Source organism: Ancylobacter vacuolatus, assembly GCF_030813595.1.
Taxonomy (GTDB): domain Bacteria; phylum Pseudomonadota; class Alphaproteobacteria; order Rhizobiales; family Xanthobacteraceae; genus Ancylobacter; species Ancylobacter vacuolatus.
Window position 1 is genome coordinate 415692 of sequence record NZ_JAUSUH010000002.1, and the last position, 24406, is coordinate 440097.

The window sequence follows — 24406 nt, forward strand, 5'->3', positions numbered from 1 at the left end:
TGATGGCCATGGCCAGCGCTCATGCCTCTGGCTCCTCCATGCCGTGGGAGGCGCCGCTGCAATCCATCCTTCAGTCGATCGAGGGGCCCGTCGCCAAGATCATCCCCGTCATCGTCATCATCTCGACCGGGCTGGCGCTGGCCTTCGGCGACACGTCGGGCGGCTTCCGCCGGCTGATCCAGATCGTGTTCGGCCTGTCGATCGCCTTCGCCGCCTCGAGCTTCTTCCTGTCCTTCTTCTCCTTCGGCGGCGGAGCGCTCGTCTGATGGCCGAGACGGTTGAGGTCCCCGGCTTCAGCGTTCCGGTCCATGGGGCGCTGACCGAGCCGATCCTGCTCGGCGGCGCACCACGCGCCATCGCCATCGTCAATGGCACGCTCGCCGGAGCCGTGGGTCTTGGCCTGCGCTCGGACGGTGGGGAACTGACGCATGTCGCCATTGTGTGGGATCGCGCCTGCCTTTGGTTCAACCAAGGACCGGCCACGGGGCCCTAGTTCGACGACAATCTGCTGCTCATAGGTCAGTTCGTCGACGGTGAAATTGCCGACTTCTGGCAGGTTCGGAGCCAAGTTCTTGGCTGTCGTGCAGGCGTGGTCGGCTTGCTGCACAAAGATGATGGTCTTCAGGTTCGTGGCGGCGGTTCGCGTGGCGATCGCGGCGGAAACTTTATTGGCATTAGCTGTCGGGCCGTGGGTACCCAAGCCGATAGCCACGGAGTCGGGCAAGAGCTTCAGGAGGGCCGTATCCTGGGGATGGTCTTTGTTCCAGTTGTTCTGAAGACCAAAGAGCGCGTAGGCGGGGACCTCCAGCGACGGCTTCTTGGGCTTCAGTCCCCTTTTCTTCGAATGGGCATAGGCTGACAACATGCTCAGCCGGCCCTGCGGATAGACGACCACGCCACGCGCCTGCCGGCTCGGCTTCCATGGCTCGTGATAATAACGGGCCTCGCCCGGAAGCAAGGTCGTCAGCCAAGCGGCCAATTCTTCTCCGTTGGTAAGCATGGCGGACAACAGGAGGAAATCGGCCGTCGGGGCGCGTTTGGCCGCGTGCATCAGGCTCAGCATCGCATCGACGGAGCGGCTTCCCCCACCGATAGGGCTCAGAATGTGACATTCGTCCAAGACGATCAGTCCCACCTCGGAGACATCAGCCTCAGCGAAGCTCAGCATCGCGAGCAACCGTTCTGGGGTCATCACCTCAATGTCGCTGAGTTCTGGACCGCTTGCCAAAATCGAAAGGTCGCCGTCCGCTGATACGATTACGCCGCCCAGATCATCGGGGAAGCTCTTGGCGAGGTCGTCGCTGAGTTGATCGACTAGGGCCAGGGTTGGGACGAGAAAGATCACCTTGCGGCCCGCCGCCAGGGTCGCGGCGATCTTGAGTTCCGAAAAGGTGGTCTTGCCCGCACCGGTCGGCAGAACCAGAACGGCTGAGCGCCCCACATCAAGCAGGCCGTCATCGATGGCTGGCCGATGGTTGGGCCAAACGGTCGGCTTCGACTTGGTTCGATTGCGGATCCAAGTCTTCCATACGTCGGCATTGACACCGGCGGGAACCGGCAAGGCCGCTAAGCTCGACCCTATCAGACCCTCGGCGACCTGGCGCAGGAGCCGCGCGAGGTGACGTGGTCCGGTAAAGGCCGAAGTCATCGCGCCGCCGTCGCCTGGAATCTGCAGGTCGCTGACTGATAGCCTCTCGACCATCACAAAGGTCTGTTGTGCCGTGGCGGCGCGACGAAACGCGCTTTCCGGCACAGGCTGATCCAACGCCAGTGCCGCCATTTGAACTAGACCTGACCAACAGAGACCGTAAAGGGCCTGGGTGGCCTGCCATTCAAACGGAACGTCTGGGCTCGACTTTAGAAGTTGCAGCCGTCGAGCCCGCGCAAGGATCGCCTCGAATCGCTCAGCACTGAGATCGGCGATCGACTCCAGCAAAGCGGTCAGCACGAGGTCGTCCGCCGCCAAGCCCTGTAGCCGAAGGCCGGCCTCCCGAGCGTCGGGGCTTTGTCCGGCGATCATAAAGAGGAGCGGCGCGGCGAGGATTGGATGGGTGGCATTGGCTGTAAGCATGCCACGGCCGGCCACCCCGCCATGCGTCACAACACGGCCAACGATCTGATAGGCGGTCGCCGCGACAAACGCGGCCGCTTGTCGCGATGGAAGTTCCTGCGCGGTGTCGGCAACTGCCTCATAGACAGCGGCCATACGTAACAGGCGATCTAGATTCAGCGCCCGCAGGGCGCCTGCGTCCGGGTCCGCGGCGTGGAGGCGCAACGCAACTAGTTGCGCGTAAATCCGAGTGAGCTCTTGGGGTAGCGCTTCAGGATTAATGCCCTCGACGGGAGGAGCCGAGCGGATAAGATTTGCAGTGGCGACGTCAAACATCGAACGCCTCAATCTTTGCCCAGACGAGCGCAGCAAAATCCTTGAACCAGCCGCGCATGTCCTTAAGCGGAAAGGTGTCGCCAAATCGCGCTTCAAGGTCTACGGCCAGATCGTCGTAGTCCTTGAAGACCTTCTTGCATTCGTTCTGAGGGAAGGCCTCTGGACTCACGGTCAGGGCGGCACGAAAGGCGATCGGACGGGGAGCCAGCGCAATGCGCCCATAGGCCCGATTGCTTTCGGCCTCGGTGAGATTGAAACGTGCCAACAGACCTATGGCGATCTGCAGAAGCTCATCGTCACGCGTACCCGTGATCCAATCCGAGAAGGCGGGCAGCACTTCATCGCGGAATTTTGTTCGGGGGTCGTCGGTGCACTTTTGCTCGTATACTGTCACCTTCCGCAGTTCTCTGGCCGTTTCATCAAAGATGACCTTTACCGAGTCGGCGCCCTGATTGGTGGCCCGGCGATGCGGATCGGAAACGACTTCGTTTGCTGCGGCGCCTTTGCGCGCGACGAGCCAGCAGATCGTTTCAAACAGCAGACCATCACGATGCCAGGGGTCTTTTTCCGGGAACAGCGCTTTATTCAAGCGTACCTTCAAGGCAGCGCTTGTGGGAACGGGGCCAATTTCCGCACCAGCTAGAATGCCCGTGACAAGTTGCGCTCGACCGACCATCACGATCGCGACGAGTTTCGCGAGTCCATCGAGATCATCGACGAACCACTGCTCTCCGCCACACAGGTCGTCGACGCCGTGGTCAACAGTCGATATAGCCATAGATTGTTCGGCCTCCCATTCGCTATCTAGCATGGTATCCACGGAAGGCCATAAGCGCTGGTCAAGCAAGGCGGCTGCACCAAGAGGGCACATGACGGCAAGCCGATCCGAGGCCTATTTGCTCCAACTAACGGAGCGGACTTTTCTGAAGCCTTGGGTGCTTTCGGGGGCGACCTACAAGGCCGGGAAGGAAATTTGCGACCTCGTCATCCCGTTTGGTGACGATGTCATCATCTTCTCAGACAAAGCATGCGAATTCGACATCGCTGACGGCCCAAGTTTGGCCTGGTCACGTTGGTCGCGGGAAGCCATCAACAGCAGTCTTGATTAATTGAGCGGTGCGGTTCGCCGCCTCAATCTGCCAGGCGCACGGGTCTACACCGACCAGCGCGCCCGTGATCCGCTGGGCTTCGCGTTGCCGCCACCCGAGCGTCGCCGCTATCACCTGCTGGCGATCGCGCGTCCTAGTCGGGATCCATCCTTCCTCCCCGCCGGCTGGTCGGGTCTCGGCTTTAATGACGACCCGTCGCCAGCGCCGTTCGAGCTTGGCCCGGTGGAGATTCGCGGTTTATTCGTGCACGTGTTCGACGGCGAAACGATCGACCTTCTGCTCCAACGTTTGGACACCGTCTCGGACTTTATCGCCTATTTGAGCTCTCGAGCGGCCACTCTATGCTCTGGCAATGGCTTTCGCTTCATGCTCTGGCAAAGGCTTTCGCTTCCGTGAGCCAGATCTGCTTGCTCACGCGACGATCAATTGGATGCAAGGGAAGAGCTATGTGATCGATGGGCCGGGCCATGAGCTGTCCCGGCGTCTGCCAGGCCTTTGGGAGAGCTATTTGGCTTCCGATCGTGCGCGGGCGACGGAAGAAAAGGATCGGCCAAGCCGCCTGATCGACAATCTGATCGACACGTTTCACGATCACTATCTGGCAGCCAAGGCTCAGTGCGGTCACCCAGACGTCGACAACCACGAAACCACCATGCGTATGCTGGCCAGCGAGTCCCGGCTGGCGCGTCGGATGATCGTGGCGCCCCTGTTCGAGCTGCTCGACGAGCCCAATCAGGCGACCTATTGGAGCAAGACCATTGCGTCGCCGTCGACACCGGGCGTCCGCTACGTGATTCTCACCTGCCCGCGACCTCCTGGGATTTCAAACGCCGATGCCGATCGAAATCATCTCCAAGAACTGAGCAATCACATCGTGCTCGCGGCGGACCGCTTTCGGGACGATTTCGTCGTCGGCATGGCCTTTGGAAATCGAGCCTCCAACGATCCGATCAGTATCATTCGGGTGTGCGATTGCCGTGAATGGAATGAGCCCCATCAAGAGATGGCCGAAGCTCTTCGGGCTGCAGGCATGAAGGGCTACGGCGACGGCTCCACCACCCTGCATGTTCCCTGAACCGCGGCCGCGCTCGGCCGCACGTGACGTGTCTCCGAGACTAGCAAGAACGGAGCAAGCGCGCGGGGCTCGCTCTATTAGTTTTTTTAACGGCACTTACCCTCGGCAACTGCCTGAACTTTCAAGGAACAGCGCAATGGTCAGTATACCTGTCACCCTATCGAACGGTCGCCACTTCGACACGCAGGGCAAGGCGAAAGGCCATTTTCAAGATATCCTTTATCGGCATGATGACGAGGAGCCGATCACCGCACCGGCCGACCATGAGGATCTGGTTGCGCTTCTCGAGCGGTATGACGCTCTGATCCTGGACGGTCCGCCAAAGTCGGCTCCTGGCATCGATCACTTCTTCCGCCGGCTCAATCGCGGCGTCCGCAAGGGCGTTTATTTCGCCACCCCCGGCTTTTGGGTCTCACGCACGGACGGGACCTCGACAGAGTTCAGCTTCTTCGACGCGGTCAAGGGGCGCCCCAAGGGCGCGGCGCGTGAGATCTACGACGCTTGCCGCAACGCCGTTGCCGAGAATATGCGTCTTGCCAAGGACAATCATTTCGCGCTCCATGCCGACGCCGAGGGACGATTGGCCTGCGAATTTTCCGACCTCCCGCTCACCCGAGAAGAGACCCGACTGAACTACGCCGCACCGACGTTCATCGAAATCGTCACGGCGTTTCGCGGCGCCAACGGCTGGCAGGAAGCGGCCCCGGACGGGACGGTGGCGGCCTCGGCAGACCAGCAGACGACGGCACAGTTCGTTGATCCAGCGGTCGCCCGAGCCTTCGTGCAATTCCATCGTGAGCGGGCCAATCTGCGGATCGTCGCCAAGTCCGATCCGTCCCCGCTGCCAGGTCGAGGGCCCGACGCGCCGGTCCGCCTCGCTGTGGTGCTTCCCCACCCCTAGACAACTGGCTTTGGCTTTTCTGGGAATTTCGGCGAGCCCGAGCACGGTCAATTCACTGCTGCAATCTACAATGCTGCTACCGGATGAGCCTTGGCGACACCTCAACTTCAAAACGCCGGTTCGCCTGGCCTTGTAACCGGCGTGTAACCGCGCGCCTTGTCTGGTCGCTTCACGCACCTGAAATCGCCAAGCCCCAAAACGACAAAAGCCCCGCTGGCGCGAGGCTTTGTGTCTTATGGGAAACTGGAGCGGGCGATGGGATTCGAACCCACGACCCCAACCTTGGCAAGGTTGTGCTCTACCCCTGAGCTACACCCGCCCGCTCCGCCGTCCCGCGCCGCTTGTGTGCGGCCCCGAACGGGCCGTCTCTATGCCCCAGCCTCGCGGAGAATGCAACGGGGTTTCGCAGATTTCTCACAGGTCGATGACAGCGTCTGTTTCCGCCTGTCGCGACGGGCTTTCGAACCTCAAAGCGCACGGCGGGTGAAGGCGTCCGCGAGGCGGGCACCATCACCGGCGCGCTCCAGCCGGCAGTGATGAAACAGCTCGCCCGCCTGCCGTTCGGCCTTCAGCCGGCGCACCACCACCCGCTCGCCGGGATCGATATTGCCGTGGAAATACACCTCGCGCGCGCGGGTGGTCGCCAGTGGCGCGCGGCGGCCGTCGAACTGCCATTCGGCGCGGTCGATGAAGGCAAGGAAGCTGGTGAAATAGAGGAAGCCCGCGCCGTTGAAGTCCTGCGCCGGGCACGGATCGATCTCCAGCACCGCCTCCTTGTCCCGGGAGGGGCCGGATTCGAATCGTGCCTCCGGTGCCGCGCGGCCAGCGCGGAAAGCCGCAGCGCGGGCGGCGAGTTCTGATTCGCGCCGGTCCGCACCCATCCGGGGCGGGGCAGGAAAGCCGTCCAGCGCCACACGCGCCACCGTATGATTGCCGCCACCCGGCGCGCGCCGCACAAAGGCGGACACCAGGTGCACCGTGCCGACGGCCCGCCCCTTGCTGGTGAGGTCATGCCGGCTGGCGCATTGGGTGCGGGAGAGGCGGCACGTCTCGCTGCGGATGGTCAGCCGGTCATTTTCACGCAGCGAGGCGAAATCGGCATCCTCCACCGACAAGGCGCTGAAGGCGGCGTAGACAGGCACGCCGTCGGCATCACGGAAATCGGGAACTGCGCGGCCGGCCATCGCCGCCAGGGCCATCCAGTGGCGATGACCTAACTCCTTGAGCAGCCACGTTTCCGAAAGGCCGCCGAGACAGAGCTGCGGCATGCCGAGCTGCACTGTCTCCTCCGAAACGATCGCCGGCACGGCCGCGAACAAGGCGGGAGGCAGGACCAGGTTCATGCGGCGCTGCCCCGCCGGGCTTGCTGCGCCCGGCCGTCAATATGGGAAACGATGTGCGCGGCATCGCGCCCGACGCTGCCGAAGCGGCCGGAGCCCCATGTGTGCAGCCAGGGCAGGCCGATGAAATACACGCCCTCGCGCGCGGTGATGCCACGCCGGTGCTGGGGATGGCCGGCGCCGTTGAACACCGGCGCGTCGAGCCAGTGGAAATCAGGCCGGAAGCCGATGCACCAGACGATCGAGGCGATGCTGGATTCGGCGAGGTTGAGCCTCGAGCGCTCTTGGCGTGGCTGCCAGACGGCCTCGTAGACCGAGGGTGGCGGCGCCTGCAACCCCTTCTGGGCGATGTGTTTATCAATGGCGGCGTTGATACCGTTATAGGTCTTGTCGGCGTCGTCGAGCGCCTGGGTGAGGTTCGTGTCGAAGAGCAGCCTCTCCCCGTCGAAGTCGCGCAGGGCGCCATAGAGTTCCATGCCCTCAAGAGCGAATTTGCGCAGGTCGATGTCGCGCCCGCCGTCGCGGCCGGTGACATAATGGTTGGTGTTGTCGCGCACGCCTTCGCGCAGCGGGTGCTCTTCCACCGGCATATCGTAATAGCCCATGTCCGCGAGCCAGGTGACGACATCGCGGCCACGATAGAAACGGGCGCAGCGCGGGGCGTTGCCGACGGCCAGATGCACCTTGCGACCGGCAAGATGCAGATCCTCGGCGATCTGCGCGCCGGACTGGCCAGAGCCGACCACCAGCACCGGACCTTCGGGAAGCTGGCCGGCATTGCGGTACTGCGCCGAGTGGATCTGCGCGATCGACGGCGGCAGGCGCTCGGCCATGCGCGGCACGATCGGCTCATGATAGCCACCGGAGGCGACCACGACATTGTCGGCGCTGAAATCGCCCGCGCTGGTGGCGACGAGAAAGCCGCCTTCCGGCCGGGGCGTCACCCGCCGCACGCTCACACCCTCGCGGATGGGTGGATCGACCTTGGCGCGGAACTCCTTGAGATAATTTAGGATTTCATCCTTCTTCATGAAGCCGTCGGGGTCCGGCCCGGCATAGGGATGGCCGGGCAGGTCGCACTGCCAATTGGGCGTGACGAGGCAGAAAGTGTCCCAGCGCTGGGTGTTCCAGGCGTGCATCGCCTGGTGTTTTTCCAACACCAGATGGTCGATGCCCTGGCGGGAGAGATGGTAGCTGGTGGACAGCCCGGCCTGCCCGCCGCCGACGATGACCACGGGGTAATGCGCGATGCGGTTCTCGTTCATGGGGTGTCTCCGGCTCATTCCTCGAACGCCTCGACGGCGACGCGGGCCTCGGGATGGGTGGAATAGGCGCGGCCGGCGGCCTCGAGGCGGGCGAGCTGGCCCAGCGCGCGCGAGCAGGGAAAGCCGTAGCGCGCCTCGACGCGGTCGCTGGCGATGGTGAGCGCCTCGCGCGATTTCGCCAGGAATTCCAAAAGCTTGTAGCTCTCACCGGGGACAAAGTAGTCCTTGATAACCAGCGAGGGCGAGTAGCAGGCCTCCACCGTGCCGTCCGGCCAGCGGATGGTGAAGCGCATTTCAGGCATGGGCGGGCTCCGCGAGGGTCTGATAGGTGGGAAGGTGCGCCCGCGCGGTCGCGGCCCAGTCGAAACGGGCAGCGGCCTCCGGCCCCTTTTGCGCAAGACGCGCAAGGGTTTGCGGCTGCAGGGCCAGCATCAGCGCGTCGGCGATGGAGCCGACGTTCAGCGGGTCGCACCACACGGTTTCATCCGCGCCGATATGCTCGGTGAAGGGTGCGATGGCGGAAACCACCGTGGGCACGCCGCAGGCCATCGCCTCCAGCGCCACCAGGCCGAAACCTTCCTTCACCGAGGGGAAGGCGAGCACGTCGGCGAGGCGGTAGAGCGCCGGCATGTCCTCCTGCGCCTGCGGCCCGGCGCGGACCACCGCCCCCGCCGACAGGCCGGAGGAGGCGACCAACGCCTTGAATTCATTTGCATATTCGTGATGGTCCAGCAGGCTGGCGCCGCCGGCGATGACGAGCTGGGCGCGCGGGTGCATCGCCCGCAGCTGGATGAAGGCCTCCAGGATGCGCGTGCTATTCTTGCGTTCCTCCACCCCGCCAATGCTGAGCACGACAGGCCCGACATCAAGCCCCAGACGCCGCGCCAGCGCCGCCTCCCGCCCATCCGGCACGGGGGAGAAGCGCTTGATATCAATGCCATTTCCGACCAGGGCGGCGTCGATGCCGAATGTCTCGGCAAGCAGTCCCTGCCAGAGACGGCTGACGACGAAATGCCGGTCGGCGGCGAGAATCGATCGATTTTGCAAGGCCTTAAGCTCGGGATCGCGGAAGGCGTCGATATGGTGCACCGTGCGGGCGAAGCCGGGGATCAGGCCGCGCGCCTTCAGCGTCGCCAGCGCATTGGCGGAGATGCCGTCCTGGGCGTGGAACACGTCGAAGCGACGATGCTCTAGACTGTTGAAATAGCTGACATATTCGTCCGCACGCTGGCGCACCATCGCCGCCACATCGCTCCCCACCGGGCCGGCCGGCACGCTCACCGTTTCGCACAGGCTGGGGCGGAAAAAGCCGGCGCCCTTCGGGTCGGGCGCATGCACGACAGCCTCGAAACCCAGTCGTACCAACGCTTCGCCGAGTTCAAGCGCATGCACCACGCCGCCCCTCGGGTTGGTGGAATGGGCGAGAAGGGCGATGCGCAGCGGGCGGGTCATGCCGCGTCCTCCGCCGGCCCGCAGCCAATCAGCGGCGCGCGGGAAAAATCCCATATCGTCTCGCGACTTAGGCCGTGTTTCACCGTGACCTTACGCTCGGCGGTAACGGTGCCGATGACGGCCGCGGCGATGCCGCGCTCCCTGAGGGTAGTGAGGACAGTGGGGTGGACAGTCAGTGCAGTGGGAACAAGATAGCCAAAGCTCGGGAAGGTCATCAGCCAGCGCACCGGATCGACCCCTTCGGGCGCCGGCACCGCGTCAAGGTCGATCTCGATGCCGACGCCGGAGCCCTCCGCCAGCATGGCGGCGGTGCCGACGAGCCCCCCCTGGCTGATGTCCTTGGCGGCGCGCGCCAGCCCGGCCTCGGCGAGGCGGGGGAGCAGCTCGAGATCGCCGCGCAGCCGCTCCGCCGGGGCGTCGGTGGCGGCGTCCCAGTTGGCGAACGGCTCGCGGTAGCGCCCGCGCAGGTCGATCGCCGCCACCAGCACCTCGCCGGGGCGGGCGTCGAAGGAGGTGAGCAGGCGCTTGGCCCGCCCCAGCACGGCTACGGAAAGCTGGCCGCGGTCACTGGCGAGATTGGTATGGCCGCCGACGATGGGCACGCCGAAGCGGGCGGAGGCGGCGCGCAGCCCCTCCAGCACCGGGGCGGCGCCGTCCTCGCCCTTGGCCCACACCGCGTCGACCACCGCGAGCGGGCGCCCGCCCATGGCGGCAATGTCGGAGAGATTCACCATCACCCCGCACCAGCCGGCGAACCAGGGGTCGGTGGCGACGAACTCGTTCATGAAGCCTTCGATGGCGAAGAGGAGATAACCGTCGCCATCGGGAATCGCGGCGCAGTCATCGCCGACCCGGATCGCCTCGCGCCCGTCAAAGCCCAGCCGGGCGGCGGCGCGGGCGATATCGGCCTTGGAGGCGAGCCCGGCCGAGGCGCGTAGCCGGCTCACCACCTCGGAGAAGGCGATGTCGGAGAAGCGGGTGCTGAGTGCGCGCGCGGTCATGTCACGCCGCCCGTCTTGGCTGGGCGTGGAAGCCGGTTTCGGCATCAACGATCGGCGGGTAATGCGCGAGGTCGGCCTGCATCAGCACATGCGGGCGACCGTGCAGTTCCTTCTCCTCGACGACGTTCCAGTGCAGGCGGCGAAACAGCAGCGCGTTCTGCGCCTGCACATGGGCGAGAAACCTTGTGCAGCCGCGCGCATGTGCGGAGGAGACGGCGAGGCGGATCAGCGCCGCGCCCAGCGCGCCGACCTTTCGGTAATCCTCCGCCACGGCGAGGCGCGAGCCCCACCACAGGCCCGGCTCGGCCTCGTGAATGCGGACCGTGCCGACCACATCATCGGCCAGCAGGCCGAGCAGCGAGACGGCCACAATAGGAATGGCGGTGTCGTCGATCGGGTCGCGGTCGTCGCCGGCGAACAGGCCCTGCTCGTCGCAGAACACCTCGTGGCGCAGGCGCGCGGCGCCGCGCTTCTCCCAGGTCTGGGTGGCGAACTTCACCTGGAAATCGGCGGCGCGGAAGGGGCGGAAGGTGCCGTACATCATGCGCAGCCCCCGTGCCGCAGCTCTTCCCGACCAAGGGCCTGCCGCTCATAGGTGGCAAGCGCCGAGCAGGCGCCGCATTTGGCGCAGCCGGCCTTGACGTCAATGGATTTCAGCCCGGTGGCCAGCAGCATGCCCGAGAGCGGGCCGAGGATGGCGTTCATGAAGGCGGGCGTGGGTGTCGGGTGGCTTTCCAGCGGCGTGCCTGAAATCGGCACGAAGGGCACCACGAAGGGATAGACGCCCATCCTTGTGAGCCTGTCGCAGACGTCGAGGATGTCCTCTCGGCTGTCGCCGAGGCCTGCGAGGATATAGGTCGACACCTGCCCGCGCCCGAACACCGGCACGGCGGCGGCAAAGGCCTCGAAATAACGCGCCACCGACACCTGCGCCTTGCCGGGCATGATCGCGGCGCGTACCTCTTCGGTGCAGGCTTCCAGATGCATGCCGAGCGCATCGGCGCCAGCGTCAAACATGCGGGCGAACCACGCATCGTCGTCCGGCGGCTCGCACTGCACCTGGATCGGCAGGTTCACCGCCGCCTTCACCGCCGCCGCGCTCTCGGTGAGCAGCGCCGCGCCCCGGTCCTTGCCCGGCGGGGTGCCCGTGGTCATCACCATGTGCTTGACGCCATCAAGCTCCACCGCAGCCTTCGCCACTTCGGCGAGCTGCGCGGGGGTCTTGCGCTCGATGGTGCGGCCGGCCGCCAACGACTGGCCGATGGCGCAGAACTGGCAGGTCTTGGTGCGGCTCTGATAGCGGATGCAGCTTTGCAGCACCGTGGTCGCCAGCACGTCGCGCCCATGCAGCACGGCGATCTTGGAATAGGGGATGCCGTCGGCCGTGGAGAGTCCGTAGAATTTCGGCTGCAGGGGAAACGACACCTCGCCCAGCACCAGCCCGTCGCGGCTGATGCGGCTCTGGCCGAAGGCGTCCGGCTTCTCGACGAGATAGGGGCTCTCGAAGGCCGGCGCGGTGTGGACGGGGACCATCACCGTCATGCCGTCCAGCGTCATCGCCTTGTGGTCGGAAGGCCCGGCTCCGCCCCGGCGCGAATCGGCGCCGGCGCGGGGATCAACGAGGCGCACCCCGTAGGACTGCAACTCGTTGATCAGCTGCTGCGTCGGCAGCGGCGTGAGTTCGCTGGCGAGATCCATCGGCTTCATCGGAAACGCTCCCTGTCTGGACGGGGAAAGGGGCCCCGGCAGCGGTGTGGACGGGCACGGCCGGGCGGGTGTCGTGGTGGAGGCTGAGCAGTTCCGGGCGGGCGTAATGGCCGACCGAATCCATCATCCGCTTGCGCTTGGTGATGAGCGCCATGTCGAGATCGGCGATCAGGATGCCCTCGCCTGTCGTGAGCGGGGGCACGACATGGCTGCCCTCCGGCGAGATGATCGCGCTCATGCAGCCGCCGGTGAGCGCCTTGCGCAGCCGCTCGTCCGGCGAGATGCGGGCGATCTGTTCCTCGGTGAGCCAGCCGGTGGCGTTGACGACGAAGCAGCCCGATTCCAGCGCGTGGTGGCGGATCGTCACCTCGATCTGCTCGGCGAAGATCGGCCCGACCAGCGCGCCCGGAAACTGCGCGACGTGGATTTCCTCGTGCTGGGTCATCAGCGCGTAGCGGGCCAGCGGGTTGTAATGCTCCCAGCAGGCGAGCGCGCCGACACGGCCGACCGCCGTGTCGACCACTTTCAGCCCGGCCCCGTCGCCCTGGCCCCAGATCATCCGCTCATGGAAGGTGGGGGTGATCTTGCGGCGCTTGAGCGTGAGCGAGCCATCGGCATCGAAGATCAGCTGCGCATTGTAGAGCGAGCCATGGTCGCGCTCGTTCACCCCCAGCACGACGACGACGCCGAGGCGGCGGGCGCTCGCCGACACCGCCTCCGTCACCGGGCCGGGGACGGTGACGGCGTTGTCATAGAGCCGCAGATGCTCCGCCCCGGTGAGCACGGGGGGCAGCACGAAGGAGAAATAGGGGTACCAGGGCAGGAAGGTTTCGGGGAACACGACAAGCTGCGCCCCCTTGCCCGCCGCCTCCTCCAGCGCGGCGAGCACGCGGGTGAGCGTGCCCTCCAGGCTGTCGAGCGAGGGCGCGATCTGCACCGCGGCGGCGCGGACGACGCGCTTTTCCGCGCTGCGCTTTTCCGAGGTCTTGTCCGAACTCTTTGCGTCGGCCATCGCGGCCTTCCTCCGTTCGTCCGTCATCCCGGACGGCGGCACCGCCGCCGATCCGGGATCGCTCCGTCAGTGGCGTCCGATCCCGGCTCTCCGGATCACAGCGTCCACGTATCGAGGATGAAGGCGTTCTCGCGACGGTGGAGCAGGACGATGTCGAGCACATCCAGCGGGCTGATCGGCACGATGCCGGGGATCAGCGCGCCCTCGCCATGGCCGTAGAGTGCCTGCAGCGCGAAGCGGCAGGCATAGACCTTGCCGCCATCGTTCAGGATCTTCTCGATGCGGTTGTTGAAGTTGAGATGGCCCGGAAAGGCCTCGTCGCCGAGCTTCGGGAAGCCGCGCTGCACGCCGAGCGTGACGCCGGGGCCATAGAGCAGCACCGAGGTCTCGAAGCCCTTCTGGATCAGGCGCGAGGCCTGCAGCAGGTTCACCAGGCCGATCGAACCCTCGAAGGCGACGGTGTGGAAGGTGACGAGCGCCTTCTCGCCGGGGGCGGCCTTTACGTCCTCGAACTTCTTGTCCTCATAGTCGACGAGGACGTCGCCCTTAGCATGGGCCGGCACGGTGATGGTGGCCATGTCGCTCTCCTTGGCTGGCAATGGGGGCCGGGTACGCCAGAAGAATTGCAATCAATGTGCCAATTGACAGAATGCCAAAAGAATCATCAAAACAATCAAATTACATACAATAATACATTCAATACGGACCGAGGTGCGAAAACGGCGGTGGCGAGAAAGCGGGCGGACGCTTAGAGAAAGGGCGGGTCAGTGCCCGCTTGCTGCGCAGGCGACGGCGTCGGGTCCGGTACCGCGCTTACGCAGCAAGTTGTGGACCAAGGGTGACAGACCACCTTTGCAACATTATACAGTCAATTAGAGCGAGCTAGTGTGGATGCCGTCCTCCCGGCCGAGCGCCGCGAGAGCCGGGATCGCACTCAGCTCTGGCAGACGATCCCGGATCGGCGTGACGGCCGTCCGGGATGACGACAGGTGACGAGACGCATGGCCGACTGGATTCCCGACCTCGCCCGCTCCGACAAGCCGCGCTACCTCGCCATCGCCGACCTGATCGGCGAGGATATCCGCGCCGGGCGGCTCGCCATCGGCGACCGGCTGCCGCCGCAGAGGAAGCTCGCGGCCAAGCTCGACATCGATTTCACCACGGTGGCGCGCGGCTATGTCGAGGCGCAGAAGCGCGGCCTCGTCGAATCCCGCGTCGGCCAGGGCACCTTCGTGACCGGCGCGCCGCGCCCGAAGACCCGCGCGGCGAGCACGCCCAAGCCGGGCACGGTCGATCTCTCGATGAACCTGCCGCCCGAGCCGGACGACCCGGCGCTGATCGAGCGCATGCAGGAGGGGCTGGCCGAGGTGGCGCGCGATCTGGTCGCCCTGCTGCGCTACCAGGGTTTTGGCGGCACCGCGGCGGACAAGGACGCCGCCTCGTCCTGGCTCGGCCGGCGGGCGCTGGTGCCGGCGCAGGAGCGCATCTTCGTCACCCCGGGCGCGCATCCGGCGCTGCTCGGCATTTTCGGCCTGCTGGCGCGGCCGGGCGATGTGATCCTGTGCGAGGCGATCACCTATCCCGGCGTGCGCGCCATCGCCGCCCAGCTGGGCATCAAACTCTTCGGCCTGCCGATGGACCGGGACGGGATCGACCCCGACGCGTTCGCCGCCGCCTGCCGCGAGATGGCACCGAAGGCGCTCTACCTGAACCCGACGCTGCAGAACCCGACCACGCTGACCATTCCCGAGGAGCGGCGCGAGGCGATCGCCAAGGTGGCGCGGCGCTTCGGCGTGCCGATCGTCGAGGACGACGCCTATGGCTTCGTGCCGCCGCACGGGCCGCCGCCGCTGGCGGCGATCGCGCCTGACCTGACCTGGCACATAGCGGGGCTCGCCAAATGCATCGGCGCCGGGCTGCGCGCCGCCTATGTCGTCGCTCCCGAAGCCCGCGCGGGCTACCCCTTCGCCAGCGCCCTGCGCACCGCCAATGTCATGGCCTCGCCGCTCACCACCGCGCTGGCGACGCGCTGGATCGAGGACGGCACCGCCGACACGCTGCTGCGCTTCATCCGCACCGAATCCGCCGCGCGGCAGGCGCTGGCGAGCGAGATCCTGCCGAAGGGCAGCTTCCGCGCCGACCCGCTGAGCTTCAATCTCTGGATCGAACTGCCGGCGCCGTGGACCCGCTCGGCCTTTGTCGGCCACATGCGTTCCACCGGCATCGGCGTGGTGGCGAGCGACGCCTTCACCGTCGCCGGCCCGGCGATCGAGGCGGTGCGGGTGTGCCTGGGCGGGCCCGCCACCCGGGCGCAAATCCGCTCGGCGCTGGACTTCATGGCGCACGCGCTGGAGGAATCGCCGGAGGTGGTGTCGGCGGTCATGTGAGGGGGCCGCTACCTCATCGCGGACGGCACGGCCCGCGCCCTGCGTCCTTCGAGGCCCGGCCGATGGCCGGGCACCTCAGGATGACGACCGTTCGGAACGCACAGGCCCCCGTCATGCTGAGGTGCCGGCCGACAGGCCGGCCTCGAAGCACGCACGCGGTCGCCCACACCCCTCACCCCAGCGCCCGCGCCGCCGCCACCAGCCGGTCGACATCGCCTTCCGACGTGGCGAAGGAAGTGACGAGGCGCACCACGCCCGCGCCCCAGCGCTCCGTGTAGAAGCGGAAGCCCTGCGCCAGCAGACCCTCGCACATGGGAAGCGGCAGGCGGACGAACAGCATGTTGGCCTCCACCACGCCTTGGATCTCCACCCCGGCGATTCCCGCGAGCCCGGCTCGCAGCCGCGCCGCCATCGCGTTGGCGTGGCTGGCATTGGCGAGCCAGAGGTCGCCATCGAGATAGGCGTCCATCTGCGCGGCGAGGAACCGCATCTTGGAGGCGAGGTGGCCGCCGCGCTTGCGGCGGAAGGCGAGTTCACTGGTGCGGGCGGGATCGAACAGAACGATGGCTTCCACGCCCAAAGCGCCATTCTTGGTGGCGCCAAAAGAGAGAATGTCGACCCCCGCCTTCCAGGTCATGTCGGCCGGGCGGGCATCGAGTGCCGCCACCGCATTGGCGAAGCGCGAGCCGTCCATGTGCAGTGGCAGGCCGGCGTCGCGGCAGACCGCGCCGATCGCGGCGGTCTCTTCCACCGAATAGAGCGTGCCAAGTTCCGTCGCCTGGGTGATGGAGACGCAGGAAGGCTGCACGCAATGCACATCGCCGCGGTTGCGGCGAGCGGCCTGCGCCAGCGCCTCCGGGTCGATCTTCGCGTTCGCGCCCGGCACATGCACCAGCTTGGCGCCGCCGGTGAAGAATTCCGGCGCGCCGCATTCGTCATTCTCGATATGGCTGTCAGGATGGCACAGCACCGCGCCCCAGGGCGGAGTGAGCACGCTAAGCGCCAGCGCATTGGCGGCGGTGCCGGTGGAAACCAGCAGCACGCTCACCTCGCGCTCGAACAGGGCGGAGAGGCGGGCCTCGACCCGGGCCGAGATCTCGTCGGCGCCATAGGAGGGCATCGGCCCTTCGTTGGCGGCGGCGAGCGCGGCCAGAATGGCGGGGGAAATGCCGGCGACATTGTCGCTGCCGAAGCCGGGCGGGCGGGAGGCGGGGGTCTCGGTCACGGCGTGTCCTGATCATGTGCGGCGCAGGCCCCAAGGCCGACACCCGCACGGCCCTGCTTGTCAAGAGCAGGAGGGAGGCGCTCCCTGCGTCACTTGCCGGATGGCGCGGACCGGCGCGACCGGCTTAGATGGCCCGCATGAGTGCCAATGACCATGTCGTCGCCGACCAGCAGGCGGTGTTCGCCCTGCTCGCCGATCCCGCCACGCATGGGGTGGACGGCCCCGTCGCCCGCATCGACACCCATGGCGCGGTGGTGTTTCTCGCCGGCGCCGATGTCTACAAGGTGAAGCGCGCGGTGCGCTTTTCCTTCATGGATTTCTCCACTCTGGACAAGCGCCGGCACGCCTGCGCCCGCGAGCTGGAACTGAACCGCGCCACCGCCCCCGCGCTCTATCTCGGGCTCACCCCCATCGTCCGGCGCGGCGGCGCGCTGCATCTGGGGGGCGAGGGCGAGGTGGTGGAATGGGCGGTGCACATGGCCCGCTTCGACGAGAACGCCACGCTCGACCATGTTCTTGCGCGCGAGGGCGAGAAACGCGCGGGCGAGAAACGCGCGGGATTGTCGCCGCCTCTGATCGCGGCGCTGGCGCAGGCGGTGGCGGCCGCGCATGAGCGCGCGCCTGTGATCACAGGCAGCTCCGGCCGCGAATTGCGGGCGGTGGCGCGCAACGTCGTCGCCGGGCTGCGCGAGGCGCCGGACCTGCTGCCGCCGGCGCGGGTCTCGGCGCTGGAGGCGGGCCTCCTTGAAGCCTTCGATCGGCTGGAGCCGCTGCTGGCGCGCCGCGCGGCGGCGGGCGAGGTGCGGCGCTGCCATGGCGATTTGCATCTGCGCAACATCGCGCTCATCGAGGGCGCGCCGGTGCTGTTCGACGCGCTGGAATTCGACGAGGCCCTGGCCAGCATCGACCGGCTCTACGACCTCGCCTTCCTCCTCATGGACATCGCCCGGCGCGGGCACGATTTCGCGGCCAATCTGCTGCTCAACCGCTACCTCATCGCCTGTGGCGAAGCCCCGCCCTATGACGGGCTGGCGGCGCTGCCGCTGTTCCTCGCCCTGCGCGCGGCGATACGGGCGCAGGTGGGGGCGGCGGCCGCCGCCTTTCGCGACCCCGCCGGCCGGGCGCAGGCGGGCGAAGAGGCGCGGGCCTATCTCGCCTTTGCCGAGGGCGCGCTGGCGCCGCGCCCGGTGAAGCTGGTCGCGGTGGGCGGTCTCTCCGGCTCCGGCAAGAGCACGCTGGCCGCCGCGCTGGCGCCCCATCTCGGCCCCCTGCCCGGCGCGGTGCATCTGCGTTCGGATGTCGAGCGCAAGCGCCTCCACGGCACGCCGGAACTGGAGCGCCTGCCGCAGGAAGCCTATTCGATGGAGGCGACGCAGCAGGTCTATGCCACGCTGCGGGCGCGGGCGGAGGCTGTCCTGGCCGCCGGCCATGGCGTCATCGTCGACGCCGTGCACCAGCGCCCGGATGAGCGCGCCGAGATCGCGGCGCTGGCGCATGAGTGCGGGGTGGATTTTATCGGCCTGTGGCTGGAAGCGCCGGTCGAGGCGCTGGCCGGCCGGGTGGAGGCGCGGCGGGGCGATGCGTCCGACGCCACGGCGGAGGTGGTGCGCTGGCAGGCCGGGCGCGAGGCCGGCCCGCTCGACTGGGCGCGGCTGGATTCAACGCAAGCCCCCGCGCAGCTGCTCGCCCAGGCGCGGGCGCTGGTCGAGGGCTGAACGCTATTTCTCTGCGGCCCGGGCGCGGGCGTCCGCGACCACGTCCTTGAAGCCCTGATAGTCGAGCGCGGCGGCGACCTTGAACGGGCCGACCAGATAGACCGGCGTGCCCGGCAGGCCGAGCGCCTCGGCCTGTTCATTGTTGCGCTTGAGCAGGGCGCCGATGTCGCCGGCATGGGCCTTGAGGTCCTTGGCCAGCTTGCCCCGGTCGATCCCGGCCTTGGCCAGCGCCTCGCTCATGCGCTCGGTGGTCAGCTTGCCCGGCAGCTTCATCAGGATCTTGTGCGCGTCGAGATATTTGTCCTGGTAGCCGGCGGCGAGCGCTAGCTGGGCGGCGACCACGGAAGATTCCGCCAGGATCGGCCAGTCCTTGTAGACGAGGCGGATCTTGCCATCCTCGCTCACCAGCCGCTCCAGCTCCGGCAGCGACTTGCGGCAATAGCCGCAATTATAGTCGAAGAAGGCGACGATGGTGACGTCGCCCATCGGGTTGCCGAAGGTCGGCGTCTGCGGGTCGTGCAGCAGGGCATCGACATCGAGCGGCTTGTCCGCGCTCGGCGGCGGCGACACGTCCGGCGTCGCCGCCAGCAGCGGCAGGCACGCGCCGAACAGGGCGCCGGCGGCGGTGAGGAGCAGCGCGCGGCGCTTCATTGGAATGTCCCTTTACCTGTGCCGCGCCGGATTGCGGCGCCTCCGGCACGTTTCACCGTGGGCGCAGCCCATCGAGGATGAGGCGCTGCACGTTGCGCGTAGCCTCTTCGACAAAGGCCTCCTCGTCCAGCCCCCTGCCGAGCAGGGCGTCGATCTGCACCGCGAAGTCGGCATAATGCTGCGTCGTCGCCCACAGGGCGAAGATGAGGTGATGCGGGTCGATCGGCGCCAGCTTGCCTGCCGCCACCCAGCCGGCGATTACCTCGGTCTTGGCGTCGACCAGCTGCTTCAGCGCGGTTTCCAGCTCACCGCGCAGCAGCGGCGCGCCCTGCACCACCTCCAGGCAGAACAGCCGCGAGGCTTCCGGATGGGTGCGGGAGAAGCGGATCTTGCGGCTGATATAGGCGCGGATGCCCTCGACCGGGTCGGTCTCCACCTCAAGCGCGCGCAGCGGGTCCAGCCACTGGTCGAGAAGCCGGCTCAGCACCCCGACATAGACCTCTTCCTTCGAGGCGAAATAATAGAACAGATTGGTCTTCGACACGGCGGCGGTGCGGGCGATCTGCTCCACCGTGGTGCCGTGCAGGCCGTAGCGCGAGAACAGCGCCAGCCCTGCATCGAGGATAGCGGTGCGCTTCTCGGCGATGCGGCGCAGGCGATGCGGCGTCTTGGTGCGCGGGCTGTCGGGGCGCGAGGTTTCAGTGCGGGGAATTTCAGTGCGGGGAATTTCGGGGCGCGCACCGGCCGGGTCCGCCGCCAGCGCGGCGCGCGCAGCCGCCGGCCGGGTCGTGCGGCGGGGCGGAGAAACGGTGGAACGCGCGGCTGTCAACAAAAGCTCCCGCCTTGACCAGGGCCCTGACATGGCACGGAAAGGAAAGCGGCCGCAATATGCCGGGCGCCACCGTGTCGATTCGGCCGGTGGCGCGCCCCGGCGAGGACCGGCAAAAGAGACCCTGCGAAAGACCGCCTGAGAGCGACCACCCGCGAGAGACATCGACCATGGCTGCGACCTATGACCGGACCTCCCGCCTGCTGCATTGGCTGGTGGCCGCCCTTGTGCTGGTGCAGTTCGCCACGGGCTGGAGCTGGGGCTACTTCCCGCGCGGCTCGGGTCCGCGCTTCGCTCTGTTCAACATCCATATCTATGCCGGCTACCTCATCCTGGCGCTGGCGATGGCGCGCATCACCTGGCGGCTGCGCCACCCCGCGCCGCCCTTGCCACCCGGCATGGGCCGGCCGACCGAGATCGCGGCGCGGGCGACGCATGGAATGCTCTATCTGCTCATTCTGCTGCAGCCGATCCTCGGCGCGGTGACGATCACCGCCTTCGGCAAGGCGCTGGGTTGGACCGGCGCGGTGCATGTGGCGCTCGCCTATGTCATCGCCGCCATCGTGATGGCGCATGTGGCGGCGGCGCTGTGGCACCATTTCGTGCGGCGGGACGGGCTGATCCTGCGCATGCTGCCGGCCCGGCGCTGAGGACCGGCGATGCCAAGCGCCCTGCGCCGCCTTCTGCCGCTGCTCGCCGTCGCTATCCTGCTGCCGCTGGCGCCCATCCGGGCGCCGGCCCAGCCGATCACCATCACCGCGACGCCGATCGAACGCCTCGATGCCAGCGGCGCGGTGCGCTTCGGCCCGCTGGAATTTCGCGGCGGGCTGGTGCTGTCCTCCACCTCCTCGACCTTTGGCGGCCTGTCCGGCCTTGTGCTGGATGCCAAGGGGGAGGAGTTCCTCGCCGTCACCGACAAGGGATGGTGGCTGAGCGGGCGCATCGCCAGCGAGGGCGACCGACCGGTGGGCCTCACCGACGCCCGCATGGCGCCGATGATGGCCGACAATGGCAAGGCCCTGTCCGAACAGGGCCGCGGCGACGTCGAATCGCTGGTCCGCGTACCCTCCGGCCTTCTCGTCGGCATCGAGGGCGCGCAGGAGGTGTGGCTGTTTCCGGGGCCCGATCCGCTGCGGGCCTTTGGTACCAAGCTGATTTCCGACCCCGCTCTGTCGCGGCTCGGCGGCAATCAGGGCCCGGAGACGCTGCTGGCTCCGCCCGGCGGCGTGCCGGCGGCAGTGATCGTCATCGCCGAGGAAAGCCCGGACGATCCCGCTGCCCTGCCCGGCTTCCTGTTCGCCCCGCTCGGCAAGCCCAAGCCCGTGGGGCGCTTCACCGTGGCGCGCAGCGACGAATTCGCCGCCACCGATGCCGCGCTGGCCGATGATGGCATTGTCTATCTGCTGGAGCGCCGCTTCGACTATCTGCGCGGCGTCGCCCTGCGGCTGAGGCGCTTTCCGCTCAGCGCGCTCACGCCTGGGGCGGTGATCACCGGCGAGGTGCTGATGACCGCCAACCGGCTCGCCGCCATCGACAACATGGAAGGCCTCGCTCTGCACCGCAACGCGGCCGGCGAGCTGATCCTCACCCTCATTTCCGACGACAATTTCTCCCCGCTCCAGCGCACGCTGCTGCTGCGCTTCGCGCTGGTCGAGTAAGGGGAAGATTTCTTGAAGGGGGATCCGATCTTCGCGACCGGATCGAGGGCGCTTCAGCGCGCGGCGGTGTCGGCCGGGGCGCCGGTCCAGGGCTTCAGCCAGCCCATCAGCGCGCCATAGGGGATGAGCGCGAGCAGCGCGAAGCCGAATTTCACCAGGAAGTCGAAATAGGCCAGCCCCATCCACAGCGGCACGGTGATGCCGGTGGAGGCATAGGTGACGGGGAAGGACATATCCGCATCGCCGGCAAAGGCGAGCGAGAAGAACAGCGCCGTGTCGATGGCCGAGCCGAACAGGCTGCCGGCCAGGGGCGCCTGCCACCAGCTCATCCGCCGCAGGCGATTGAACACGCCGATATCGAGAAGCTGGCCGAAGAGGAACGCCGTGCCGGAGGCCAGCGCGATGCGCGGCGTCGCCAGCCAGATCGACAGCAGCACCGCCAGGGCGAAGCCGGCATAGACCACGCGCCGCGCCCCGGCCGGGCCGAAGCGGCGATTGGTCAGGTCATTGACCAGAAAGGCCAGCGGATAGGTGAAGGCGCCCCAGGTCAGGAAATCCTGGAGGCCGAACTGCTCGACCGGGTGCTGGACAAGCACGTTCGAGGCCGCCACCACCGCCATCATTGCGATGACGGGAAGGGCGAGCCTCTTGAACGGGATCTTGGTGCCGGCGATCGTCATCGCTCAGGCGGCGACGGCGACGCTCGCCACAGCCACGGTCGCCTTGGCGACGGCGCGCTTGAGCTCGGCCGCCTTCGGCGACAGCTCTTCGGTGTGAGCCTTGAGCAGGAACGCATCGAGGCCGCCGCGATGATCGACGGTCTTCAGGGCGTTGGCGCTCACGCGCAGCTTCACCGACCGCTTCAGCACATCGCTGGTGAGGGTAACGTTCACCAGGTTCGGCAGAAAGCGCCGACGGGTCTTGCGGTTGGAGTGGCTCACGCGATTGCCGGACAGAACCGCCTTCCCGGTAAGTTCGCACCGACGCGACATCGTGGACATCCTTGTATCAAAACCGTTGCGTCGTAGGCCGTATAGTCCGCCCGACGATCCCGCATCCGGTATCCGTGGAAATTGAGAGCGCTCCTATAAGGGCCGGTCCCTGTGCCGTCAAGGCCGGGGAGCGCGAAGCCGTGCCGGCGAATGCCCGCTGGCGACTTCGTGAGGAGGCGAGTCACAGTTCCGCCGCCTTCCCCACACATCCGAAACAAGGATAAATTCACGCTTCGGCCCTCGGGTCACGGCGATTCGGGAATCTGCCTTCATGATGCGGGTGTGCCTCACGGCCTTTCTGGCGGTTGCCGTCGCGGGCGCGATGGTTGCGGACGCCCGCGCCGATGGACGGCTGGAGGCGCGCTACCGCATGTCGCTGGGCGGGCTGGAGCTCGGCCGCGCGGCGCTGCTGATCGAGGTCGACGACACCTCCTATATCGCCTCCGGCAGCGGCCGGCTCACCGGCGTGGTGCAGGCGGTTTCCTCCGGCAAGGGCACGGCCGGGGCGCGCGGCGCGGTGCGCAGCGGCGAACTGGCCCCGCGCAGCTTCGCCATGGAAGCGGTGTCCGACAAGAAGACCGAATCCATCCGGCTGGTCATGAATGGCGGCGGCGTCACCGACATGCGGGTGGAACCGCCGGTGGTTCCGTCCCTCGACCGGGTGCCGGTGGCGGACAAGGACAAGAAGGGCATTTTCGACCCGATGACGGCGGCGCTGGTCATGGTGCCGGGCACTGACGACCCGCTCTCGGCCAAGGCCTGCGAGCGCACGCTCTCCATTTTCGACGGTCGCCAGCGCTACGACCTGACGCTGAGCTATGAGCGTATGGACGAGGTGAAGGCCGAGAAGGGCTATGCCGGCCCCGCCGTGGTCTGCCGCATCGCCTATCGCCCGGTCGCTGGCCACAAGCCGGGCCGCGCCGGCGTGAAATACATGATGAAGAACAAGGACATGTTCGTCTGGCTGGCGCCGGTGGCCGGCACCCGCGTGCTGGTGCCGTTCCGCGCCTCGGTGACGACGGCGATCGGCATCGCCCAATTGGAGGCGGAAGCCTTCGAGACGCGGGCCGTGGTCGGCACCCGCTCCACCCCGGCCAAGGCGGGACTGCCGTAGCGCGCCCTCTCAGCCGACGGCGCCAGCGATCACACGCCGCAGCGCCGCATCGCTGAAGTCTTCGAGATCGAGCAGCGCCGCATAGGCATCGCCCGTCAAGCCGAGCACCTGCGCGAAGGCCGGCTCGGTCTTCGCCCCGGCCCGGCGCCGCGCCATGACCTGCCGGCGCAAGGCCGCGCCGCCTAGGTGCAGCAGCCGCTCCTCGATGCGGAAATGCCGCCAGCCGGCCTGCTGCGCCACCGGGCAGGACGATGCGAAGACCTCGAACGGCCAGCCATGCGCGGAGAAGGACGCCACCACCGCCCGCTCGCCGGAGCACCATTGCCGCAGGCCGAAGCATTGCTCGTGACGAAAGCCATCCCACATGAGGGTTGTGAACGACAGGGCATCCGGCGCGCAGCAGACGATGTCGATGTCGCTGGTCGGGACATCAAGGCCGAGCGGCGGCGTGCCGACGACATGCGGATCGAAGGCGGCGAGCGCCGTCAGCAGGCCCGAATGCTCCAGCGCCGTTTCGAAATCCGGTCGTGCCGCCTGTGTCATGATGTTCGGCCCGATGACCCGCCCCGGCATCGGGGATGAAGGAC

The 24406-nt window shown here is 67.1% G+C and carries 26 protein-coding genes, 1 tRNA gene and 2 pseudogenes; 11 read left to right on the forward strand and 18 right to left on the reverse strand.

Annotation, left to right across the window (positions count from 1 at the left end; genetic code table 11):
* The first annotated feature begins 8 nt into the window (after window positions 1-8).
* Complete coding sequence (locus tag J2S76_RS05840) at window positions 9-266, forward strand: TrbC/VirB2 family type IV secretion system protein (protein ID WP_307059128.1); 258 nt, start codon at window positions 9-11, stop codon at window positions 264-266.
* Window positions 266-406, forward strand: a pseudogene (locus J2S76_RS05845) (VirB3 family type IV secretion system protein); the annotation flags it as partial. The gene J2S76_RS05840 and the pseudogene J2S76_RS05845, both read left to right, overlap by 1 nt.
* 597 nt (window positions 407-1003) lie before the next feature.
* On the opposite strand, the pseudogene J2S76_RS05850 reads toward J2S76_RS05845, so the two are convergent.
* Both J2S76_RS05850 and J2S76_RS05855 read right to left on the reverse strand, forming a co-directional pair.
* Window positions 1004-2386 (reverse strand): annotated as a pseudogene (locus J2S76_RS05850) (DEAD/DEAH box helicase); the annotation flags it as partial.
* Window positions 2379-3197, reverse strand: coding sequence for a hypothetical protein (locus J2S76_RS05855; RefSeq protein ID WP_307058411.1), 819 nt, complete (start codon window positions 3195-3197; stop codon window positions 2379-2381). The pseudogene J2S76_RS05850 and the gene J2S76_RS05855, both read right to left, overlap by 8 nt.
* A gap of 58 nt (window positions 3198-3255) precedes the next feature.
* Between J2S76_RS05855 and J2S76_RS05860 the strand changes: the two genes are divergently transcribed.
* The 4 genes from J2S76_RS05860 to J2S76_RS05875 all read left to right on the forward strand — a co-directional run bounded on the left by J2S76_RS05860 (window position 3256) and on the right by J2S76_RS05875 (window position 5471).
* Window positions 3256-3495, forward strand: coding sequence for a hypothetical protein (locus J2S76_RS05860; protein WP_307058413.1), 240 nt, complete (start codon window positions 3256-3258; stop codon window positions 3493-3495).
* Window positions 3496-3891, forward strand: a complete 396-nt coding sequence (locus J2S76_RS05865) for a hypothetical protein (protein WP_307058415.1) — start codon at window positions 3496-3498, stop codon at window positions 3889-3891.
* A gap of 112 nt (window positions 3892-4003) precedes the next feature.
* Window positions 4004-4570, forward strand: coding sequence for a hypothetical protein (locus J2S76_RS05870; protein WP_307058417.1), 567 nt, complete (start codon window positions 4004-4006; stop codon window positions 4568-4570).
* Window positions 4571-4706: 136 nt separating this feature from the next.
* A complete protein-coding gene (locus tag J2S76_RS05875; protein WP_307058419.1) occupies window positions 4707-5471 on the forward strand; it encodes a DUF3223 domain-containing protein in 765 nt (254 codons plus the stop codon).
* Between the two features lie 244 nt (window positions 5472-5715).
* Here J2S76_RS05875 and J2S76_RS05880 read toward each other — a convergent pair.
* The 10 genes from J2S76_RS05880 to J2S76_RS05925 form a co-directional block, all read right to left on the reverse strand.
* Window positions 5716-5790 (reverse strand) — tRNA-Gly (locus J2S76_RS05880).
* A 148-nt stretch (window positions 5791-5938) separates the two neighbouring features.
* Window positions 5939-6814 (reverse strand): Pnap_2097 family protein, encoded by an 876-nt coding sequence (locus tag J2S76_RS05885; protein WP_307058421.1) that lies wholly within the window; start codon window positions 6812-6814, stop codon window positions 5939-5941.
* Window positions 6811-8076 (reverse strand): MSMEG_0569 family flavin-dependent oxidoreductase, encoded by a 1266-nt coding sequence (locus tag J2S76_RS05890; protein ID WP_307058423.1) that lies wholly within the window; start codon window positions 8074-8076, stop codon window positions 6811-6813. The genes J2S76_RS05885 and J2S76_RS05890 overlap by 4 nt, the downstream gene beginning before the upstream one ends.
* Before the next feature lie 14 nt (window positions 8077-8090).
* Window positions 8091-8378, reverse strand: a complete 288-nt coding sequence (locus J2S76_RS05895; protein ID WP_307058426.1) for an MSMEG_0570 family nitrogen starvation response protein — start codon at window positions 8376-8378, stop codon at window positions 8091-8093.
* Window positions 8371-9528 carry an MSMEG_0565 family glycosyltransferase gene (locus J2S76_RS05900; protein WP_307058427.1) on the reverse strand — a complete coding sequence of 386 codons (1158 nt, stop codon included), beginning with the start codon at window positions 9526-9528 and terminating at the stop codon, window positions 8371-8373. The genes J2S76_RS05895 and J2S76_RS05900 overlap by 8 nt, the downstream gene beginning before the upstream one ends.
* The gene (locus J2S76_RS05905) at window positions 9525-10529 is read right to left on the reverse strand and encodes a sll0787 family AIR synthase-like protein (protein ID WP_307058429.1); all 1005 of its coding nucleotides are present in this window, start codon (window positions 10527-10529) and stop codon (window positions 9525-9527) included. Before J2S76_RS05905 ends, J2S76_RS05900 begins: the two co-directional genes overlap by 4 nt.
* Before the next feature lies 1 nt (window position 10530).
* The gene (locus tag J2S76_RS05910; protein ID WP_307058430.1) at window positions 10531-11073 is read right to left on the reverse strand and encodes an MSMEG_0567/Sll0786 family nitrogen starvation N-acetyltransferase; all 543 of its coding nucleotides are present in this window, start codon (window positions 11071-11073) and stop codon (window positions 10531-10533) included.
* A complete protein-coding gene (locus J2S76_RS05915) occupies window positions 11070-12227 on the reverse strand; it encodes an MSMEG_0568 family radical SAM protein (protein WP_307059130.1) in 1158 nt (385 codons plus the stop codon). The genes J2S76_RS05910 and J2S76_RS05915 overlap by 4 nt, the downstream gene beginning before the upstream one ends.
* A complete protein-coding gene (locus tag J2S76_RS05920; protein ID WP_307058432.1) occupies window positions 12145-13248 on the reverse strand; it encodes a Nit6803 family nitrilase in 1104 nt (367 codons plus the stop codon). Before J2S76_RS05920 ends, J2S76_RS05915 begins: the two co-directional genes overlap by 83 nt.
* 95 nt (window positions 13249-13343) lie before the next feature.
* Entirely contained in the window at window positions 13344-13826 is a 483-nt protein-coding gene (locus J2S76_RS05925) for an MSMEG_0572/Sll0783 family nitrogen starvation response protein (RefSeq protein ID WP_018388397.1), read from the reverse strand.
* A 423-nt stretch (window positions 13827-14249) separates the two neighbouring features.
* Here J2S76_RS05925 and J2S76_RS05930 point away from each other — a divergent pair, with 423 nt between their 5' ends.
* The gene (locus J2S76_RS05930) at window positions 14250-15635 is read left to right on the forward strand and encodes an aminotransferase-like domain-containing protein (RefSeq protein ID WP_307058434.1); all 1386 of its coding nucleotides are present in this window, start codon (window positions 14250-14252) and stop codon (window positions 15633-15635) included.
* 172 nt (window positions 15636-15807) lie between these two features.
* On the opposite strand, the gene J2S76_RS05935 is transcribed toward J2S76_RS05930, so the two are convergent.
* Window positions 15808-16860, reverse strand: a complete 1053-nt coding sequence (locus tag J2S76_RS05935) for a threonine aldolase family protein (RefSeq protein WP_307058436.1) — start codon at window positions 16858-16860, stop codon at window positions 15808-15810.
* A gap of 137 nt (window positions 16861-16997) precedes the next feature.
* On the opposite strand from J2S76_RS05935, the gene J2S76_RS05940 reads away from it, so the two are divergent.
* Window positions 16998-18575 (forward strand): bifunctional aminoglycoside phosphotransferase/ATP-binding protein, encoded by a 1578-nt coding sequence (locus J2S76_RS05940; protein ID WP_307058438.1) that lies wholly within the window; start codon window positions 16998-17000, stop codon window positions 18573-18575.
* A gap of 3 nt (window positions 18576-18578) precedes the next feature.
* Here J2S76_RS05940 and J2S76_RS05945 read toward each other — a convergent pair whose 3' ends face one another.
* Window positions 18579-19226 carry a DsbA family protein gene (locus J2S76_RS05945; protein ID WP_307058439.1) on the reverse strand — a complete coding sequence of 216 codons (648 nt, stop codon included), beginning with the start codon at window positions 19224-19226 and terminating at the stop codon, window positions 18579-18581.
* 52 nt (window positions 19227-19278) lie between these two features.
* Entirely contained in the window at window positions 19279-20055 is a 777-nt protein-coding gene (rutR, locus tag J2S76_RS05950; protein ID WP_307058441.1) for an HTH-type transcriptional regulator RutR, read from the reverse strand.
* 170 nt (window positions 20056-20225) lie between these two features.
* On the opposite strand from rutR, the gene J2S76_RS05955 reads away from it, so the two are divergent.
* Window positions 20226-20705 carry a cytochrome b gene (locus J2S76_RS05955; protein ID WP_307058443.1) on the forward strand — a complete coding sequence of 160 codons (480 nt, stop codon included), beginning with the start codon at window positions 20226-20228 and terminating at the stop codon, window positions 20703-20705.
* Window positions 20706-20714: 9 nt separating this feature from the next.
* Window positions 20715-21713: an esterase-like activity of phytase family protein gene (locus J2S76_RS05960; protein ID WP_307058445.1), complete on the forward strand. Its 999-nt coding sequence runs from the start codon at window positions 20715-20717 to the stop codon at window positions 21711-21713.
* 53 nt (window positions 21714-21766) lie between these two features.
* Here the strand turns inward: J2S76_RS05960 and J2S76_RS05965 are convergent, their stop codons facing one another.
* Both J2S76_RS05965 and rpmB read right to left on the reverse strand, forming a co-directional pair.
* On the reverse strand, window positions 21767-22393 hold the full coding sequence (locus J2S76_RS05965; RefSeq protein WP_307058447.1) for a queuosine precursor transporter: 627 nt from the start codon (window positions 22391-22393) through the stop codon (window positions 21767-21769).
* Between the two features lie 3 nt (window positions 22394-22396).
* On the reverse strand, window positions 22397-22705 hold the full coding sequence (gene rpmB / locus J2S76_RS05970) for a 50S ribosomal protein L28 (protein ID WP_307058449.1): 309 nt from the start codon (window positions 22703-22705) through the stop codon (window positions 22397-22399).
* 271 nt (window positions 22706-22976) lie between these two features.
* Between rpmB and J2S76_RS05975 the strand changes: the two genes are divergently transcribed.
* Window positions 22977-23819 carry a DUF3108 domain-containing protein gene (locus tag J2S76_RS05975; protein WP_307058451.1) on the forward strand — a complete coding sequence of 281 codons (843 nt, stop codon included), beginning with the start codon at window positions 22977-22979 and terminating at the stop codon, window positions 23817-23819.
* Between the two features lie 9 nt (window positions 23820-23828).
* Here J2S76_RS05975 and J2S76_RS05980 read toward each other — a convergent pair whose 3' ends face one another.
* On the reverse strand, window positions 23829-24362 hold the full coding sequence (locus tag J2S76_RS05980) for a DUF4269 domain-containing protein (RefSeq protein ID WP_307058453.1): 534 nt from the start codon (window positions 24360-24362) through the stop codon (window positions 23829-23831).
* Window positions 24363-24406: the final 44 nt, after the last annotated feature.